The 16,281-nt window shown below is 64.2% G+C and carries 10 protein-coding genes; 2 read left to right on the forward strand and 8 right to left on the reverse strand.

Annotated elements, in window-relative coordinates; genetic code table 11:
• The 3 genes from glgB to BCCGELA001_RS09290 are packed head-to-tail and all read right to left on the reverse strand — an operon-like array spanning position 1 to position 7,383.
• A complete protein-coding gene (gene glgB, locus BCCGELA001_RS09280; protein WP_060735120.1) occupies positions 1 to 2,139 on the reverse strand; it encodes a 1,4-alpha-glucan branching protein GlgB in 2,139 nt (712 codons plus the stop codon).
• Positions 2,132 to 5,425 carry a maltose alpha-D-glucosyltransferase gene (gene treS / locus BCCGELA001_RS09285; protein WP_060735121.1) on the reverse strand — a complete coding sequence of 1,098 codons (3,294 nt, stop codon included), beginning with the start codon at positions 5,423 to 5,425 and terminating at the stop codon, positions 2,132 to 2,134. Before treS ends, glgB begins: the two co-directional genes overlap by 8 nt.
• Before the next feature lie 11 nt (positions 5,426 to 5,436).
• Complete coding sequence (locus BCCGELA001_RS09290) at positions 5,437 to 7,383, reverse strand: maltotransferase domain-containing protein (protein ID WP_060735122.1); 1,947 nt, start codon at positions 7,381 to 7,383, stop codon at positions 5,437 to 5,439.
• 204 nt (positions 7,384 to 7,587) lie between these two features.
• On the opposite strand from BCCGELA001_RS09290, the gene malQ reads away from it, so the two are divergent.
• The gene (gene malQ, locus BCCGELA001_RS09295) at positions 7,588 to 9,549 is read left to right on the forward strand and encodes a 4-alpha-glucanotransferase (RefSeq protein ID WP_008559972.1); all 1,962 of its coding nucleotides are present in this window, start codon (positions 7,588 to 7,590) and stop codon (positions 9,547 to 9,549) included.
• A gap of 30 nt (positions 9,550 to 9,579) precedes the next feature.
• Positions 9,580 to 11,382, forward strand: a complete 1,803-nt coding sequence (locus BCCGELA001_RS09300; RefSeq protein WP_008559970.1) for a glycoside hydrolase family 15 protein — start codon at positions 9,580 to 9,582, stop codon at positions 11,380 to 11,382.
• Between the two features lie 210 nt (positions 11,383 to 11,592).
• On the opposite strand, the gene BCCGELA001_RS09305 is transcribed toward BCCGELA001_RS09300, so the two are convergent.
• From BCCGELA001_RS09305 to gnd, 5 genes are read right to left on the reverse strand one after another with little or no spacing between them, the layout of a single operon-like run.
• Positions 11,593 to 12,405, reverse strand: a complete 813-nt coding sequence (locus BCCGELA001_RS09305; protein ID WP_008559967.1) for a Cof-type HAD-IIB family hydrolase — start codon at positions 12,403 to 12,405, stop codon at positions 11,593 to 11,595.
• 46 nt (positions 12,406 to 12,451) lie between these two features.
• Positions 12,452 to 12,982 (reverse strand): gluconokinase, encoded by a 531-nt coding sequence (locus BCCGELA001_RS09310; RefSeq protein ID WP_144441228.1) that lies wholly within the window; start codon positions 12,980 to 12,982, stop codon positions 12,452 to 12,454.
• Entirely contained in the window at positions 12,969 to 13,718 is a 750-nt protein-coding gene (gene pgl, locus BCCGELA001_RS09315; protein WP_008559962.1) for a 6-phosphogluconolactonase, read from the reverse strand. Before pgl ends, BCCGELA001_RS09310 begins: the two co-directional genes overlap by 14 nt.
• Complete coding sequence (zwf, locus tag BCCGELA001_RS09320; RefSeq protein ID WP_060735123.1) at positions 13,718 to 15,229, reverse strand: glucose-6-phosphate dehydrogenase; 1,512 nt, start codon at positions 15,227 to 15,229, stop codon at positions 13,718 to 13,720. The genes pgl and zwf overlap by 1 nt, the downstream gene beginning before the upstream one ends.
• A gap of 41 nt (positions 15,230 to 15,270) precedes the next feature.
• On the reverse strand, positions 15,271 to 16,269 hold the full coding sequence (gene gnd, locus BCCGELA001_RS09325; RefSeq protein ID WP_060735124.1) for a phosphogluconate dehydrogenase (NAD(+)-dependent, decarboxylating): 999 nt from the start codon (positions 16,267 to 16,269) through the stop codon (positions 15,271 to 15,273).
• Positions 16,270 to 16,281: the final 12 nt, after the last annotated feature.

The raw sequence follows: 16,281 nt of genomic DNA on the forward strand, positions 1-16,281 counted from the left end.
TCAACTTTCCGGAACGAGGAAGATCGCGGCAAGAGGTGGAATGGTGAGGCGAAGCTCACCGCCCTCGGCGTGGACTTCGCCGATATTTCCGACATTGCTGCCGCCATAATGGGCGGAATCCGAGTTGAGCACTTCCTTCCACTTGAGGCCGATCGGCACGCGAACGCGATAGTTCTGGTACACGTTCGGCGAGAAGTTGACGATCACCAGGCACCGCGCGTGCTCGTCGAAGCCCTTGCGCAGCCAGGCGAACACGTTGCGATTGGCATCGTCGGTGATCAGCCATTCGAAGCCGGCCTGGTCGCAATCCATCTGGTGCAGCGCCGGCACCGCACGATAGAGCCGGTTGAGATCGCGGATCAGCGCCTGGACGCCGGAATGGTACTTGTATTCGAGCAGGTGCCAGTCGAGCGACTGGTCGTGGTTCCATTCGCGGCTCTGCGCAATCTCGCCGCCCATAAACAACAGCTTCTTGCCGGGATGGCCGAACATGAAGCTGTAATAGGCGCGCAAATTCGCAAAACGTTGCCACTCGTCGCCGGGCATGCGGCCGAGGATCGAGCGCTTTCCGTGCACGACCTCGTCATGCGATAGCGGCAGGATGAAATTTTCCGAGAAGGCGTAGTGCAGGCCGAACAGGATGTCGCCGTGGTGGTGTTTGCGGTGAATCGGATCCTTGCTGATGTAATTCAGCGTGTCGTGCATCCAGCCCATGTTCCACTTGTAGCCGAAGCCGAGGCCGCCGAACTCGACCGGGCGAGAGACCTGTGGCCAGGCGGTGGACTCCTCGGCGGCCGTGGTCGCTTGCGGGAAGCGGGCAAACAGCTCGGTGTTGAAGCGACGCAGGAAGTTGATGGCCTCAATGTTCTCGCGGCCGCCATACTGGTTCGGAACCCAGGCGCCTGGCGGGCGGCTGTAGTCGAGGTAGAGCATCGACGCGACCGCATCGACGCGCAGCCCGTCGATCGCGTAGCGCTCGAGCCAGAACAGCGCGTTCGATACCAGGAAGTTCGTCACTTCGGTGCGACCGTAATTGTAGATCAGCGTGCCCCAGTCGAGGTGGCGGCCCTGCAGCGGGTTGGCGTGCTCGAAGAGCGCGGTGCCGTCGAAATGGCCAAGGCCATGCGGATCGTCCGGGAAATGGCCGGGCACCCAGTCGAGCAGCACGCCGATGCCCTCGCGATGGCAGGCATCGACCAGCGCGGCAAAATCCTCGGGGCTTCCGAAGCGGCTGGTCGGCGCATAGAGGCCGGTCGGCTGATAGCCCCAGGAGCCATCGAAGGGATGCTCGCTCACGGGCAGGAATTCGAGATGGGTGAAGCCCATGTCGCGGGCATAGGCCGGCAGTTGCTCGGCCAGCTCGCGATAAGTCAGCCACTCATTGCCGTTCTTGCGTCGCCACGAGCCGAGATGGACCTCGTAGATCGACATCGGCGCGGACAGCGCGTTGATGCCATCCGGCGCCGGCCGCGGCCGCGGCAGTCGCGCCTCGTCGAGCACGATCGACGCGGTCTTCGGCCGCACCTCGCTCGCAAAGGCCATCGGATCAGATTTCAGCGGCAGCAGATGGCCGTGCGGGCCGATGATCTCGAACTTGTAGTGATCGCCGACCTTTGCGTGCGGGATGAACAGCTCCCAATAGCCGTTGCCGCGCACCCGCATGGGATGGCGTCGCCCGTCCCAGAAATTGAAATCGCCGACCACGGAGACGCGCCGCGCATTCGGCGCCAGCACCACGAAGGCGATGCCGTCGACACCTTCGAGTCGCATCGGATGCGCCCCGAGCTTGTCATAGAGGCGCTGATCGGTGCCCTCGCCGAGCAAATAAAGATCGAAGTCGGTCAGGATCGGCGGAAAGCGGTAGGCGTCCTCGAACTCGACGACGTTGCCGCCGAATTTGGCGCGCAGCTGATAATGCTTCGAGCCATTGGGCAGAGCCCCGATGAACAGGCCGGAATCGTGCACCCGGTCTAGCGGGGCGACCTCGCCATGCTCGCCGACCGCCTCGACATTGGTGGCTTCCGGGAGAAAAGCGCGCACGACGCTTTTGCCCCCCTCGGGATGCAGCCCGAGATAGTGGAAGGGATCGGAGTGGCGGCCCTCGATGATCGCGTAGGCTTCGGCGGGCAATTTAGGCATTGGCTTCGCTCCCGGCACTGGACAGAATGCGAAGCAGTCCGGTCAGCGGCGCGTGCAGCCCCTCAGGCCGGTAGGACAGCTCGTACTCTACGTCGTTGAACGCTTGATCGATCAGGAAGAACCTCATCAGGCCTTCGGCGGATTGCGAATCGTCCGGCCACAGCTGCCGGTCGGTCATGGCTTCGCGATAGGCGGACAGGAAGGTCGAGGTCGCGCGCTCGCGCCACTCGTCGAGCGCGGCCTCGAGCCGGCCCTGTTCGTCGGGTGCGCCGGTGAGTGCGCGACCGAGCGCTGCATGGACCGAAGCATCGATCGAGTGAATCAGGCCGGCGACGTCGCGCGCGGCCGGCGCCTTGCGCCGTTTGTCGGCCAGCGGCACATGCGGATTCCCGTCGAAGTCGATGATGAAGATGTCATCCTTCACAATCAGAGTTTGCCCGAGCCGGAAGTCGCCATGATGACGGATGATCGACCCACCAATACTGGAAGGCAATAGCGCATTCAGGTGGTCGGGCAAGGTGGCGCGGGCGTCCATGAGCTGATCGATCAGCGTCCGGTCCGTCTCCCGCAGGCCGTCGCGGATGTCGGCCAGCCGCTCGAAAATCCGCTCGGCGCGCGCCTTGAGGTCGGACACGAGCCGTTTGACGTATGCCGCTCCGATCGGCTCCGGCGCGAGATCGTCCGGCTTTGCCGCGGCCAGCGCGACATGCAGCTCGCCAAGCCGCCGGCCGATCTGCGCGATGAAGTGCAGGTATGGCGCCTGCTCCTGGGTCTCGCGCAGCGTTTCGCCCGCCGGCAAGACACGCTGCTCGTCGATATAGCGGTCGAGATAGCCCGTCGTCACCGTCCAGCCGTCGCCCTGGTTCTCGACATAGGCATGCAGCACGCCGAGCGCGCTGCGTTGCTCGCCCTCGACCAGCTCGACGCTGCCCAGCAGCGCCGGCGTATTGGCAAAGCGGGCAACTTCCGTGAGATAGTGGCCGATCTCGATCTCGGGACTGATGCCGCTTTCGAGCCGACGATAGATCTTGGCAACGTACTGATTGTCGACCAGCGCGGTGCTGTTCGACTGCTCGATCGCGCGGATGCGTTGGGGTTCCTTGACGAGGTAATCGGCGAAGCGGCTCGTCGCCTTGAATTCCAGCCGCAGATTGTTCTCCTCCACCGCCAGGTTCTGCGACAAGTTGCGCAGGAACAGGCCGATGAAGATCTGCTCGGTTGCGACATCGAGCAGCGTGCCTTCGCGCGCGCCCTGACGCACGGCGGCGAGCGCCTTCGGATTGAAGCGTTCGCGATCGAAGCGCACCCACTCGATCTGCAGCGGCATCACGTAACGTGTCGCCTGGTCGCCCTGCCTGGTCTCGAAGAATGCGATCCAGGGGCGGTTGTCGCCGATGTCGCAGAACGGCACCGCCGAGGTCAGCGCGGTCTTGATGTGCTTGGGATTGTGCTCAGGATACCATCGCGTCCGCGACAGGAATCCCGGCAGCACGTCGCGCTCGAACACGCCGCGCTCGCGGGCGAGCGACACCCAGTCCGAATTCACCGGCACCACCAGCGTCTCGAATTCCGGCACCGCACGCGGGATCACCGGCTCGGACTTGTCGCGCTCCTGCAGCTGGAACCAGTAGAAGCCATACGGCCCCAGCGTGATCATGTAGGGCAGCTCGCCGATCGGTGGGAAACGGGTGCGGCCGAGCATTTCCTGTGGGATGCGGTCCTTCCATGGCGACAGATCGAGCTCGGTCGCCTGCGCGGCGCGCGACAGATTCGCGACGCAGAGGATCACCTCGTCGCGGTATTGCCGGACATAGGCCAGTACGGCGCGGTTGGCCGGGCGGATGAAGGTCATGGTGCCGCGGCCGAAGGCGAGCGTCGATTTGCGCACCGAGATCAGCCGCTTGGTGGCGCTGAGCAGCGAGGACAGGCTGCGCGATTGCGCCTCCACGTTCACCGACTCGTAGCCGTAGACCGGGTCCATGATCAGCGGCGCGTAGAGCCGGGCCGGGTCGCAGCGCGAGAAGCCGCCGTTGCGGTCCGGGCTCCATTGCATCGGCGTGCGCACGCCGTTGCGGTCGCCGAGATAGATGTTGTCGCCCATCCCGATCTCGTCGCCGTAATAGATGATCGGCGTACCGGGGAAGGACAGCAGCAGCGAGTTCATCAACTCGATCTTGCGCCGGTCGTTGTCCATCAGCGGCGCGAGGCGTCTGCGGATGCCGACATTGATGCGCGCGCGCGGGTCGTTGGCGTAGGTGGTCCAGAGATAGTCGCGCTCGACGTCGGTGACCATCTCCAGCGTGAGCTCGTCATGGTTGCGCAGGAACAGCGCCCATTGGCAGCTCGCCGGAATGTCCGGCGTCTGGCGCAGGATGTCGGTGATCGGGAAGCGATCCTCCTGCGCGATCGCCATGTAGATCCGCGGCATCAGCGGGAAATGATAGGCCATGTGGCACTCGTCGCCACGGCCGAAATATTCCTGCACGTCCTCCGGCCATTGATTGGCCTCGGCCAGCAGCAGCTTGCCCTTGGAATAGGCGTCGAGCTCCTGGCGCAGCCGCTTGATGATCGTATGCGTCTCGGGCAGGTTCTCGTTCGAGGTGCCCTCGCGCTCGCACAGATAGGGAATGGCGTCGAGACGGAAGCCGTCGACGCCGGCATCCAGCCAGCGCTTCATCACCTGGATGATGGCGCTCACCACGCGCGGATTGTCGAAGTTCAGATCCGGCTGGTGCGAGAAGAAGCGGTGCCAGTAGAAGGCGCCGGCCTCGGGATCCCAGGTCCAGTTCGACTTCTCCGTGTCGGTGAAGATGATGCGCGTGCCCTGGTATTTCTGGTCGGTATCGCTCCAGACGTACCAGTTGCGGGCGCTCGAACCCGGATGACTGCGGCGCGCGCGCTTGAACCATTTGTGCTGGTCCGAGGTGTGGTTGACCACCAACTCGGTGATGACGCGCAGGCCGCGCTTCTGTGCCTCCTGGATGAAGCGCTTGAAGTCCTTCATCGTCCCGAAATCGGGATTGACCGCGCCGTAATCGCCGATGTCGTAGCCGTCGTCGCGGCCCGGTGAGGGGTAGAACGGCAGCAGCCACAGCGCGGTGACGCCGAGCTCCTGGAGATAGGGCAGCTTCTCGGTCAGGCCGGCAAAGTCGCCGATGCCGTCATTGTTGCTGTCGGCAAATGCCTTGACGTGGAGCTGGTAGATGATGGCGTCCTTGTACCAGAGCTCGTCCACGATCTCGGCAGCCTCGGCTTTCTTGGTGTCGACGGAAGACAGAACATTCATGGCGTGACCCCTTACGCCAGGGCGCGGAACAGCAGCGCCGGATCGCGCGCGGGATCGATACGCAACCTGATCCCGCCCCATTCGATGCGGGACTGTTCGCCGGTGAGAAGGTTTTCGAGGGCGGTCACATGGTGTCGCCGGCTGCCGGCGTCAACGGTGACGTCGCCGAGGGGCAGCCAGAATTCGCGCACATGGCGCGACAGGGCGATCACGACGATGACCGTGTTGGCGGGATCGGCGGCGTGCTTGACGAAGGCGATGGTCTCGCCGTCCTCGGCGCCGAGGAAGCGCAGATTGGCCGTCTGCTGAAGTGCCGCATTTTCGCTGCGGATGCGATTGAGGGCGGTGATGTACGGCTTGATGTTGCCGGGCTTGTCCCAGTCGCGCTGCTTGATCTGGTACTTCTCGGAATCGAGATATTCCTCACGCCCCGGGACCGCCTCGTGCTCCAGGAGCTCGAATCCGCCATAAATGCCGTAATTCCCTGACAGCGTCGCGGCCAGTGCGAGGCGCGACTTGAACATCCATTCTTCACCACCCTGGAGATGGTAGGGCAGCAGGTCGGCCGTGTTGACGAACAGGTTCGGCCGATAGAACTCGCGTTCGGGATAGCGCGTCAGCTCGCCGAGATACTGCTCCAGCTCCCACCTGTCGGTGCGCCAGGGGAAATAACTGAAGGACTGCGCAAAGCCGAGCTTGGCTAGGCCCTTCATCAGTTTTGGTCGCGCAAAAGTCTTGGAGAACAGGATCACCTCCGGATGTCGGCGGCGGATGTCGCGGATCAGCCACTCCCAGAACGGAAGCGGCGCGGTGTCGTGATTGTCGATGGCGAAGATGGTCACGCCATGATCGATCCAGAACAGCATGGCATCGCGAAACGCGTTCCACAGCCCGGCCCGGTCGACGGAGTTGAAATCGGGAATGACGATGTCGGAATAGGGGCCGTCCGCCGTCCGCACCGAGCGATTCGGCCGCCATTTGAACCATTCCGGATGCTGCGTCAGCCAGGGATGATCCGGCGAGCATTGCACGGCGAAGTCGAGCGCCAGCTCGAGGCCATATTCGAGACAGGTTGCGACCAGCGCGCGAAAATCCTCGATCGTGCCCAGCTCGGGATGCAGCGCATCGTGCCCGCCGTCCGCCGTGCCGATCGCATAGGGCGAGCCGGGATCGCTTTCGCTGGCCACCGGTACATTGTTGCGGCCCTTGCGGCGGGTTTTGCCGATCGGATGGATCGGCGTGAAATAGAGCACATCGAAGCCCATCGCGGCGATGTCGGGCACGCGGGCGATGCAGTCCCTCAGCGTGCCGTGCTGGCCGGGAATCCGGCTCTGGCTACGCGGCATCATCTGGTACCAGGCGCCGAAGCGCGCCTTGTCGCGATCGGCGATCAGCGGGAATAAGGGCGAGCGGGTGAGGTCGGGGCGCTGTTGGCTCTCGGCCATGGCTTGCCCGAGCTCGGTCGCGAGCAGGGGGCCGACGTCGCCGCTCTGAAGATAATCCTCGCACTGCCTGATGATGATCGCTGCTGCGTCTTGCTGCGTGCCATGCGCCTTGGTCAAGAGGCCGGCGCCTTCGATCGCATCGAGGCTGACGTCGGCGCCGGAGCGCTGCTTGCGCGCGACGCCGTGCGACCAGGTGGCGAATTCATCGGTCCAGGCTTCGATCGCATAAAAATATTGGCCCGCCTCCATGGGCGTGAATGTCCCCGACCAGCGGTCATTGCCATGATGGGCCATCGGCTCTCGCTGCCATTCGCGGTCCTGCTCCCGGCGCCACAGCAGCGCGGCGCCGATCACGGCCTCGCCGTCGCGGTAGATGTCGGCCCAAACCTCGATCCGGTCGCCCGCGATCCGCTTCACGGCAAAGCGGCCGCCATCGATCAAGGGATAGACGTCCTCGATGAGGAAAGCGCTGCCGGCTGCGGCACTTTCGACAGTTTGAATTGTCTTGTTCACGGTGATGCCATTGACAAGAAAGCAGGAGCCCGTTTCCCTTGGCGGGAACCCACGCTTGGTACCTATATAGAAAGCCGGTTCTGTGTCATTAGTTCCCTTGGGAACGGCTGGCGCCGTTGGTGAGTTAGGCCCGACTAACGTCTTCCGCCGCCTCGTGAAAATCGATGCCCCCGGCAAGTGGGTGGCCTGCAAGCTGCGTGCCGAATGGATCTTTTAGCTCAAGCCCGGATCAAGGGCGTTCAATCCGAATTCGTCGATGCCTTGGGAAAGCTGCGGGTCACTGACCCCGTGGCCCTCAAATCCATCCTGGACGCCCTGCCGGAAAAGCGGGTCTACCGCTTCGTCGGGGGGCCGGTCGTGGTGCGCGCCCTCGGGCATCCGCGTACGGAATTGGCGGCCATCGGCGCGCCGCCGCTGCGATGGACATTGAGCGCAAACGGCAAATCGGTCGCGCAAGGCGAGACGCGCGAGCCCGTGATCGCCTGGCCTGCCGGCCTGCCGCTCGGCTATCACCGGTTGACGCTCACCGATGCCGAAGGCGTGAGCGAAGACGTGCCGATGATCGTGGCGCCCGAACGCGCCTTCGGCGGCGATTTCGATCGCGGCTGGCTGCTCGCCGTGCAGCTCTACAGCGTCCGCTCCAACCGCAATTGGGGCATCGGCGATTTCACCGATCTCGCCGATCTGGTCCGGCTCGCCAAGCAATTGGGGGCTGACGGCGTCGGCCTCAATCCGTTGCATGTGCTGTTCGACGATTACCCGGCCGATTGCAGCCCCTATTCGCCGAACAGCCGGCTGTTTCTCAACCCGCTCTATATCGACGTCGAGGCGATCCCGGAATTTTCCGCCGACCTCGTGCCGGATGCCGCCGCGACCGCGGCGCGCCTGCGCGAGGGCGATCGCGTACCCTATACGGATATGGCGGCGTTGAAATGGCTGGGCCTGCGTGCCGCCTTCAACAGTTTCGTGACGAACGCGAGCGAGGCACGCCGGCGCGAGTTCGACGCCTTCCGCGCCGCCCGCGCGCCGCTGTTGTCGCGCTTTGCCTGCTTTGAAGTGCTGCGCCATCGTTTCAACGCGCCGTGGTGGGAATGGCCGGTGGAATGGCAACGGCCAGACGATGCAAAATGCGCCGATCTGCGCAAGGGGCCCGACAAGCGCGAGGTCGAGTTCGTCGAGTTCGTGCAATGGACGGCCGACAGCCAGTTGCATGCCGCCAAGGAGCTGGCCGGCCAGCTCGGGATGCGGGTCGGGCTCTATCTCGACGTCGCTGTCGGCGTGCAGTCCAACGGCTTCGATGCCTGGAACGAGCAGATGGCGATCTCCCGTCATCTCGCCGTCGGCGCGCCGCCCGACGTGCTCAACACCGTTGGCCAGGATTGGGGCCTCGCCGGCTTCAACGCGGGCGGCCTGGAAGCCCAATCCTTCGTGCCGTTCGCCGACATGCTCGCGGCGTCTATGCGCCATGCCGGCGCCATCAGGCTCGATCACGTGCTCGGCTTGAAGCGGCTTTATCTGGTACCGCGCGGCTTCAAGCCCGACAACGGCGCCTACGTCCAGATGCCGTTCGAGGCGTTGCTGGCCGCGGTGGCAAGCGAGAGTGCCAGGCATAAGTGCATCGTGATCGGCGAGGATCTCGGCACCGTGCCGGAAGGTTTCCGCGAGACCATGCAGGATTTCGGCATCTGGTCCTACCTCGTCATGATGTTCGAGCGCGACGATGCCGGTCGTTTCCGCAACGGCGATCACTACCGGCCCAACGCGCTGGTCACGCTGAACACCCATGATCTGTCGACCTATGCCGGCTGGCGCTCCTTCAGCGACCTCAAGATGAAGCTTTCACTCGGGATTGATCCCGGCGAGAGCGAGCAAGCGCGCTGGGACGCGCTCGGCATGCTGGACCAGATCCTGCGCCAGAACGGCATCACCGCCAACGACCTTTATTCCGTGCTCGCCTTCCTGTCGCGCACGCCGTCGCGGCTGCTCGCGGTGTCGATGGAGGATCTGCTCGGCGTGATTGACCAGCCCAATATTCCCGGTACGATCGACGAACATCCGAACTGGCGTCAGCGGCTGCCTGTCGCGCTCGACGAGATTGCCTCGAAGGTCGATCTCACGGCCTTGAGAGCAGCGACGCGGGAGCGCTCGTTAAACGGCGGGAGTTGATCGACCGGGGTTTTTCAGGCTGGCAAAGCATTGTCGCAGAAGATCGAAGACTATGCGCTGATCGGCGACTGCGAGACCGCTGCGCTTGTTGGGCGCAACGGCTCCATCGACTGGCTGTGCTGGCCGGCCTTCGATTCCGATGCCTGCTTTGCCGCGATCCTCGGTAACCCCAAGAATGGCCGCTGGCTGATCGCGCCGCGCGAGGATGTCATCCGCATCTCGCGCCGCTATCTCGGCAATACCCTCATCCTCGAGACCCGCTTCGAGACGAAGAGCGGCGCCATAGCGCTGGTCGACTTCATGCCGCCGCGCGGCAAGGCGTCCGACATCGTGCGCCTGGTTCGTGGCGTCAGCGGCAAGGTCAACATGCGGATGGAGCTCGTCATCCGCTTTGGCTTCGGCATCGATATCCCCTGGGTGCGGCGGATTGATCATTCGCTCATGGCGATAGCCGGCCAAGACATGACCGTGCTGCGCACGCCTGTCGAGACCCGTGGCGAGGATCTGACCACGGTTGCCGACTTCGAGGTGAGTGCCGGCGAGACCGTACCCTTCGTGCTCACCTACGGCCCCTCGCATATCGAGCCACCCGCTCCGATAGACCATGAGGTCGCCCTCCAAGAGACCGAAAAATTCTGGCAGGAGTGGTGCGGTCATTGCACCCGCGACGGTGACTATCAGGATCTCGTGATGCGCTCGCTGATCACGCTGAAGGCGCTGACCTTTGCCCCGACCGGCGGCATTGTCGCGGCGCCGACAACGTCGCTGCCCGAGAAGCTCGGCGGGAGCAGGAACTGGGACTATCGCTTCTGCTGGCTGCGCGACGCTACCTTCACATTGCTGGCGCTGATGAACTCGGGCTACACCGAGGAAGCCCTGGCCTGGCACAATTGGCTGCTGCGCGCCGCCGCCGGCTCGCCTGCGAACATGCAGATCATGTACGGCATCTGGGGCCAGCGCCGCCTGCTGGAATGGGAGGCGGGTTGGCTAGACGGCTATGAGGGCGCGAAGCCCGTGCGCGTCGGCAATGCCGCGCACGCGCAGCTCCAGCTCGACGTCTATGGCGAACTGATCGACGCCTTCCACCAGTCGCGGATGGCCAAGCTCAAGCTCGATGATGAGGCGACATGGGCGCTGGAATGCGCGGTGCTCCAGCATCTCGCCGAGGTCTGGGATCACCCGGACCACGGCATCTGGGAGCGCCGCGGCCAGCCCAAGCACTACGTCTTTTCCAAGGTGATGACTTGGGTCGCCTTCGATCGCGGCATCAAGAGCGCAGAGACGTTTGGCTTGAAGGCGCCGCTGTTGCACTGGCGCGCGCTGCGCGAGGCCATTCATCGCGACGTCTGCAACCGGGGATTTGACGCCCAGGAAAATGCCTTCGTCGAGTCCTACGGTTCGAAGATGCTCGATGCCAGTGTGCTGCTGCTGCCGGCCGTGGGCTTCCTGCCGCCTGATGATCCGCGCATCCGCGGCACCATCGCGGCCGTCGAGACATGCTTGATGCGCGACGGCTTCGTGCTGCGGCACGATCCGCGCGAGCTGCCTCCCGGCCAGCCGCCGCTCGAAGGCGCCTTCCTGGCCTGCACGCTCTGGCTCGCCGACGCCCATGTGCTGGCCGGCGATCTCGACAAGGCACAAGTCCTGCTCGATCGCGTGGTGAGCGTTGCGAACGATGTCGGGCTATTGGCGGAGGAATATGATTCCGTCGCACGGCGCCAGACGGGCAACTTCCCGCAGGCGCTGACCCATATCGCGCTGATCAACACCGCGCACAATCTCTCCGCGGCAAGGCAGGAGAGCGAGAAGCCGGCAGTGCAGCGGTCGAAGTAGCCATGGCTATCACTACATCTGCGAGAAGGTGCTGCGGTCATCCTTCGAGACGCCCGCCGTTGGCGGACCCTCAGGATGAGATCGCCGGTGCCGCTTAGCCTCACCCTGAGGAGACCGCGAAGCGGTCGTCTCGAAGGACGAGGCGCTTGCTCAGACCGCGCCAAGCTCACATCCGATTGCTCTACCCACAACGCGGAGGGAATCGATCGCTCAGCCCACCCCATTCCGCTTCAAGATCATCTCCATCGCCTCGGCAAAGCCGTCCTGCTCGTTGCTTGCAGTGACATGCGTCGCCTGGTCCTTGACGTTGTCGGCGGCATTGCCCATGGCGATCGACATGCCGCTGACGCGGAACATCGCGAGGTCGTTCTGCATGTCGCCGATGGTGGCGACTGCATCGGTGGCAATGCCGAGGCGCTTGGCCATGGCCAGCACGAAGGTGCCCTTGTTGAAGCCCGGCGGAGTGATGTCGAGATAATAGGTCTGCGAGCGCACTGCGGTCGCCGCGCTGCCGAGCGCGTCCTGCATGACCTTCTCGCAAGCCTCCAGGCGCGCGGCATCGGCACTGGCGCCGACGATCTTGCAGGCGCTGGCGAGATACGGCGAAAAGTCCGTCACGATGGTCGGATCGGAACGGATCGTGTGCCGCTCATGCGCGACGTATTGTCCCTCGGGGTTGTCGATCAGCCATTTGTCGGTGGTGAAGAGCCAGACGTCGGCGCCGAACTCGCGCAAGATTTGCAGGGACCGCTCGGCCGCGCTCGCCGGGATCAGCTGCTGCTCGACCGCCCTCATCTCGGGATCGACGATCGAGGAGCCGTTGAACGGACCGACCGGGAGCCAGAGCGCCAGCGGCTCGATCAAAAAGCGCATCCCGATCGCGGGGCGGCTGGAGGTAATGGTGAAGCCGATGCCGGCCTGATGCAACCGCTGCACGGCGGACCTCGCGCGCTCCGTCAGTGTCTTGTCCTTGGTCAGCAGCGTGCCGTCGACGTCGGAGACAACCAGCGAGATCTTCGTCATGGCAGGACCTCAAGGCTCAGTTTTCTTGAAGATTTCAGTTTCTTGCTCAGCGCTTCGCCCCGCTCAGCTTCAGCTGCCGCACCACGCCGTCCACGATCGCCTCGACGGATTCGTCGATCGACACGGTGATGACGTGCTCCCCCGCCTCCGGCGGCTCCAGGGTGTCGAACTGACTCTTCAACAGCCCGGGCGGCATGAAATGGCCTTTGCGGTGTGCGAGGCGCTCCGCGATGAGTTCCTTCGTGCCCTTCAGGAAGACGAAGCGGACGTCGTCGCGTCCACGCAGCAGCACGTCGCGATAGGCGTGTTTCAGCGCCGAGCAGGCGATGATGACGTGCTCGCCCTTGTCGCAGACCCGCGCGATCTCGTCGGCGATGGCGTTGAGCCAGGGCCAGCGGTCCTCGTCGGTGAGCGGCTGGCCCGCCCGCATCTTCTCGACATTGCTGGCGGGATGAAAGCTGTCGCCGTCCTCGAACCGCCAGCCGAGGCGCTGGCCGAGCGCTTCGGCGATCGTGCTCTTGCCCGAGCCCGACACGCCCATCACGATCAATGCACAAGGTGCTTCAACGCGGCCCACGAATTCCCTCCGGAAGCGCGGCCTGGTCGACCAGCCAGACGGTCTCACCATTCGAGCGCGCGCGTGATGCCGGCAGAGTCTCGCCATTGAGGAGGCGCGTCAAGATCGGCTGCTTGTCGTGCCCGGAAATCTCGAACAGCATTTCGCGGCAGGATGCCAGGACGGGCAAAGTGAGCGAGACCCGCGGTACGAACGGCGCGACATTGGCCTTGGGGACGCCGACAACCCAGCGCGTGGTCTCCTCGATCTCGGGATAGCCCGGGAAGAGCGAGGCGGTGTGGCCATCCGGACCCGCGCCCATCAGGACGAGATCGAACAGCGGCCGGGATGGATCGAGGCTTTCAGCGCCATAGAACTCCTGCAGCTCGCGCGCATAGGCCTCGGCGCTGGCATCCGGATTGTCGGCCGCCGTCGGAATCGGGTGGATATGGCCGGCAGGTGCGTCGCGATCGAGGAAGATCGCGCGCGCGACCGCCATGTTGTTGAGGGGATCGCTTTCGGGGACGAAGCGCTCGTCGCCGATGAACCAATGCACGCGATCCCACGGAATCCTGCCGCGCCAGGCGTCGCTGCCCAGCAATTGATAGAGCTTCTTCGGGCTGGAGCCGCCGGTCAGGCAGATCGCGATGCGCGAGGAGTTGGCGGCGATCCGCGCCATCACCCGTTCGGCCGCGGCCTGAGCCAGGGCCTCTACATCCGCCGCGACGATTAGCTTCGGCTGGTCGGCGGCCGTCATCACGAGTATTTCCGCCAGCTTCGTCCGTCGCGCCGAAGCAATTCGTCGGCGCAGGCCGGCCCATCGCTGCCGGCTTCATAGGTTTCGACGCCGTTGGTGCCTGCGCCTTTCCAGGCGTCCAGGAACGGCTGCACCGCCTGCCAGCCTGCCTCGATACCGTCGGCGCGCTGGAAAAGGATGTTGTCGCCGATCATGCAGTCATAGATTAGCGTTTCGTAGCCGGTCGAGGGATCAGCGCGGAAATAATCGCCGTACTTGAATTTCATCTCGACGCCGTCGATGGTGATGCTCGGCCCCGGGATTTTTGCGTTGAACTGAAGTTCGATCGTCTCGGTCGGTGCGATGCCGATGGTCAAGAAGTTCTGCGACAGGCGGTCGATGTCGGTGCCTGAAAACATCGACAGCGGCGCCTGCTTGAACTTGATCGCCACTTCCGTCCGCTTGTGCCCGAGCGCCTTGCCGGTACGCAGATAAAAGGGAACGCCGGCCCAGCGCCAGTTGTCGATCATCAGCTTGAGCGCGACAAAAGTCTCGGTCGTGCTGCCGGGCTTGACCTCTTCGGTCTTGCGATAATCCGGGATCTCCTCGTCGCCGACACGGCCTGCCAGATACTGCGCTCGGACCGAATTTCTCAGCGCCTCTTCCCGGCTTGGCCGCTGGATCGCGGTGAGCACGTCGGCCTTTTCGGAGCGCACCGAATGCGCGTCGAACCGCGCCGGCGGCTCCATCGCGACCAGCGACATCAGCTGGAACAGATGGTTCGGCACCATGTCGCGCAACGCACCGGTAGCGTCGTAGAAGCCGCCGCGATGGCCGACGCCGAGCTTCTCCTCAACCGTGATCTGGATGTGGTCGATGTGGTTGCGATTCCAGATCGGCTCGAACATGCCGTTGGCAAAGCGCAGCACCAGGATGTTCTGCACCGTTTCCTTGCCGAGATAATGATCGATCCGGTAGATCTGGTGCTCCTCCATGATCTTCAGCAGCTCGGCATTCAGCGCGCGCGCCGAGGCGAGATCGGTGCCGAACGGTTTCTCGATCACGAGACGACGCCAGGCGCGGTTCTCCTTCATCATGCCGGTGCGGCCGAGCTCGCGCGCGGTCGGCGCGAAGGCGGCGGGCGGCGTGGCCAGGTAGAACAGCCGGTTGCCGCCGGTGTCCTGCGCGCATTCCAGCGAATCCAGATGCTCGCGCAGGCGATCAAAGGAGGGCGGATCCTTTGCGTCCGCCTCGACGAAGGTGACGCATTCCAGCAGCTTCCTGGCAATGTCGTCGTCGACGGGGCGGGTCGCAAACTGACGCAGGCCCTTCAACAGGCTGTCGCGCAGCTCGTCGTCCGACTGGCCCCTGCGCGCGACGCCGACGACGCAGAACTTTTCCGGCAACAGGTGTTCGGCCGCCAGATTGTAGAGCGAAGGCATCACCAGGCGGTGAGTGAGGTCCCCGGTGACACCGAAAATGACGAACGCGCAATTTTCCGGCTTGCGCTTTGATTGCGGGTCTTTTGTCACGAACGATTTGCCTTCGCTTTATTACGCTTAGCTTTGCGAGCTCATTTGGGCTTCGAAGCGCCCGGCTGCTTCGGCTCCTTGTGGCCGCCGAACCCTGCGCGCATCGCGGAGAGAATTTTCTCCGCGAAGGTGTGTTCCCGACGGGAACGGAAACGTGTGTAGAGCGCGGCCGTCAGCACTTCGGCCGGTACGGCCTCGTCGATCGCCGCATTCACGGTCCAGCGCCCTTCGCCGGAATCCTCCACGAAGCCGGAATATTCCGCGAGCTGCGGGCTGTCGGCGAGCGCGGTCGAGGTAAGGTCGAGCAGCCAGGACGGGATCACGCTGCCACGCCGCCACACTTCCGCGATGTCGGCCAGATCGAAATCGTAGCGGTGGTCCGCCGGCAGGGCGTCGATGTTCGCATTCTTGAGGATGTCGAAACCTTCGGCATAGGCCTGCATCAGGCCGTATTCGATGCCGTTATGGATCATCTTGACGAAATGGCCGGCGCCGACCGGACCGGCATGGATGTACCCCTGCTCGATGCGGGGATCGCGGCCCTCGCGTCCCTCGGTGCGCGGAATGTCGCCGGCGCCGGGCGCGAGTGCCGCAAAGATCGGATCGAGCCGGTCCACCACCTGCTTCTCGCCGCCGATCATCATGCAATAGCCGCGCTCGAGCCCCCAGACGCCGCCGGACGTGCCGACGTCGACGTAATGGATGCCGCGCTCCTTCAACGCCTTGCCGCGGCGGACGTCGTCCTGCCAGAAGGTGTTGCCGCCGTCGATGATGACGTCGCCAGCCTGCATCACGCCCGCGATCGTCTCGATCGTGGTTTCGGTGATGCGCCCCGCCGGCAGCATCACCCAGGCGGTGCGCGGCCGCTCGAGCTTCGAGATGAACTCCTCGAGCGTCGCCGCGCCCACCGCGCCGTCTGCCGCAAGGCCCGCGACGGCCTTGGGATCCTTGTCATAGACCACGGTCGAATGTCCGTGACGCATCAGGCGGCGAACGATGTTGCCGCCCATCCGGCCGAGGCCGATCATGCCGAGCTGCATGTGAGAGATTCC

The sequence above is a fragment of the Bradyrhizobium sp. CCGE-LA001 genome, assembly GCF_000296215.2.
GTDB lineage: Bacteria > Pseudomonadota > Alphaproteobacteria > Rhizobiales > Xanthobacteraceae > Bradyrhizobium.

What these genes read in the sequence shown, in the direction of transcription:
- malQ (WP_008559972.1), top strand. Translation starts at nt 7,588, where the DNA reads ATGGATCTTTTAGCTCAAGCCCGGATCAAGGGCGTTCAATCCGAATTC.
- BCCGELA001_RS09305 (WP_008559967.1), bottom strand. Translation starts at nt 12,405, where the DNA reads ATGACGAAGATCTCGCTGGTTGTCTCCGACGTCGACGGCACGCTGCTG.
- pgl (WP_008559962.1), bottom strand. Translation starts at nt 13,718, where the DNA reads ATGACGGCCGCCGACCAGCCGAAGCTAATCGTCGCGGCGGATGTAGAG.
- treS (WP_060735121.1), bottom strand. Translation starts at nt 5,425, where the DNA reads ATGAATGTTCTGTCTTCCGTCGACACCAAGAAAGCCGAGGCTGCCGAG.
- gnd (WP_060735124.1), bottom strand. Translation starts at nt 16,269, where the DNA reads ATGCAGCTCGGCATGATCGGCCTCGGCCGGATGGGCGGCAACATCGTT.
- glgB (WP_060735120.1), bottom strand. Translation starts at nt 2,139, where the DNA reads ATGCCTAAATTGCCCGCCGAAGCCTACGCGATCATCGAGGGCCGCCAC.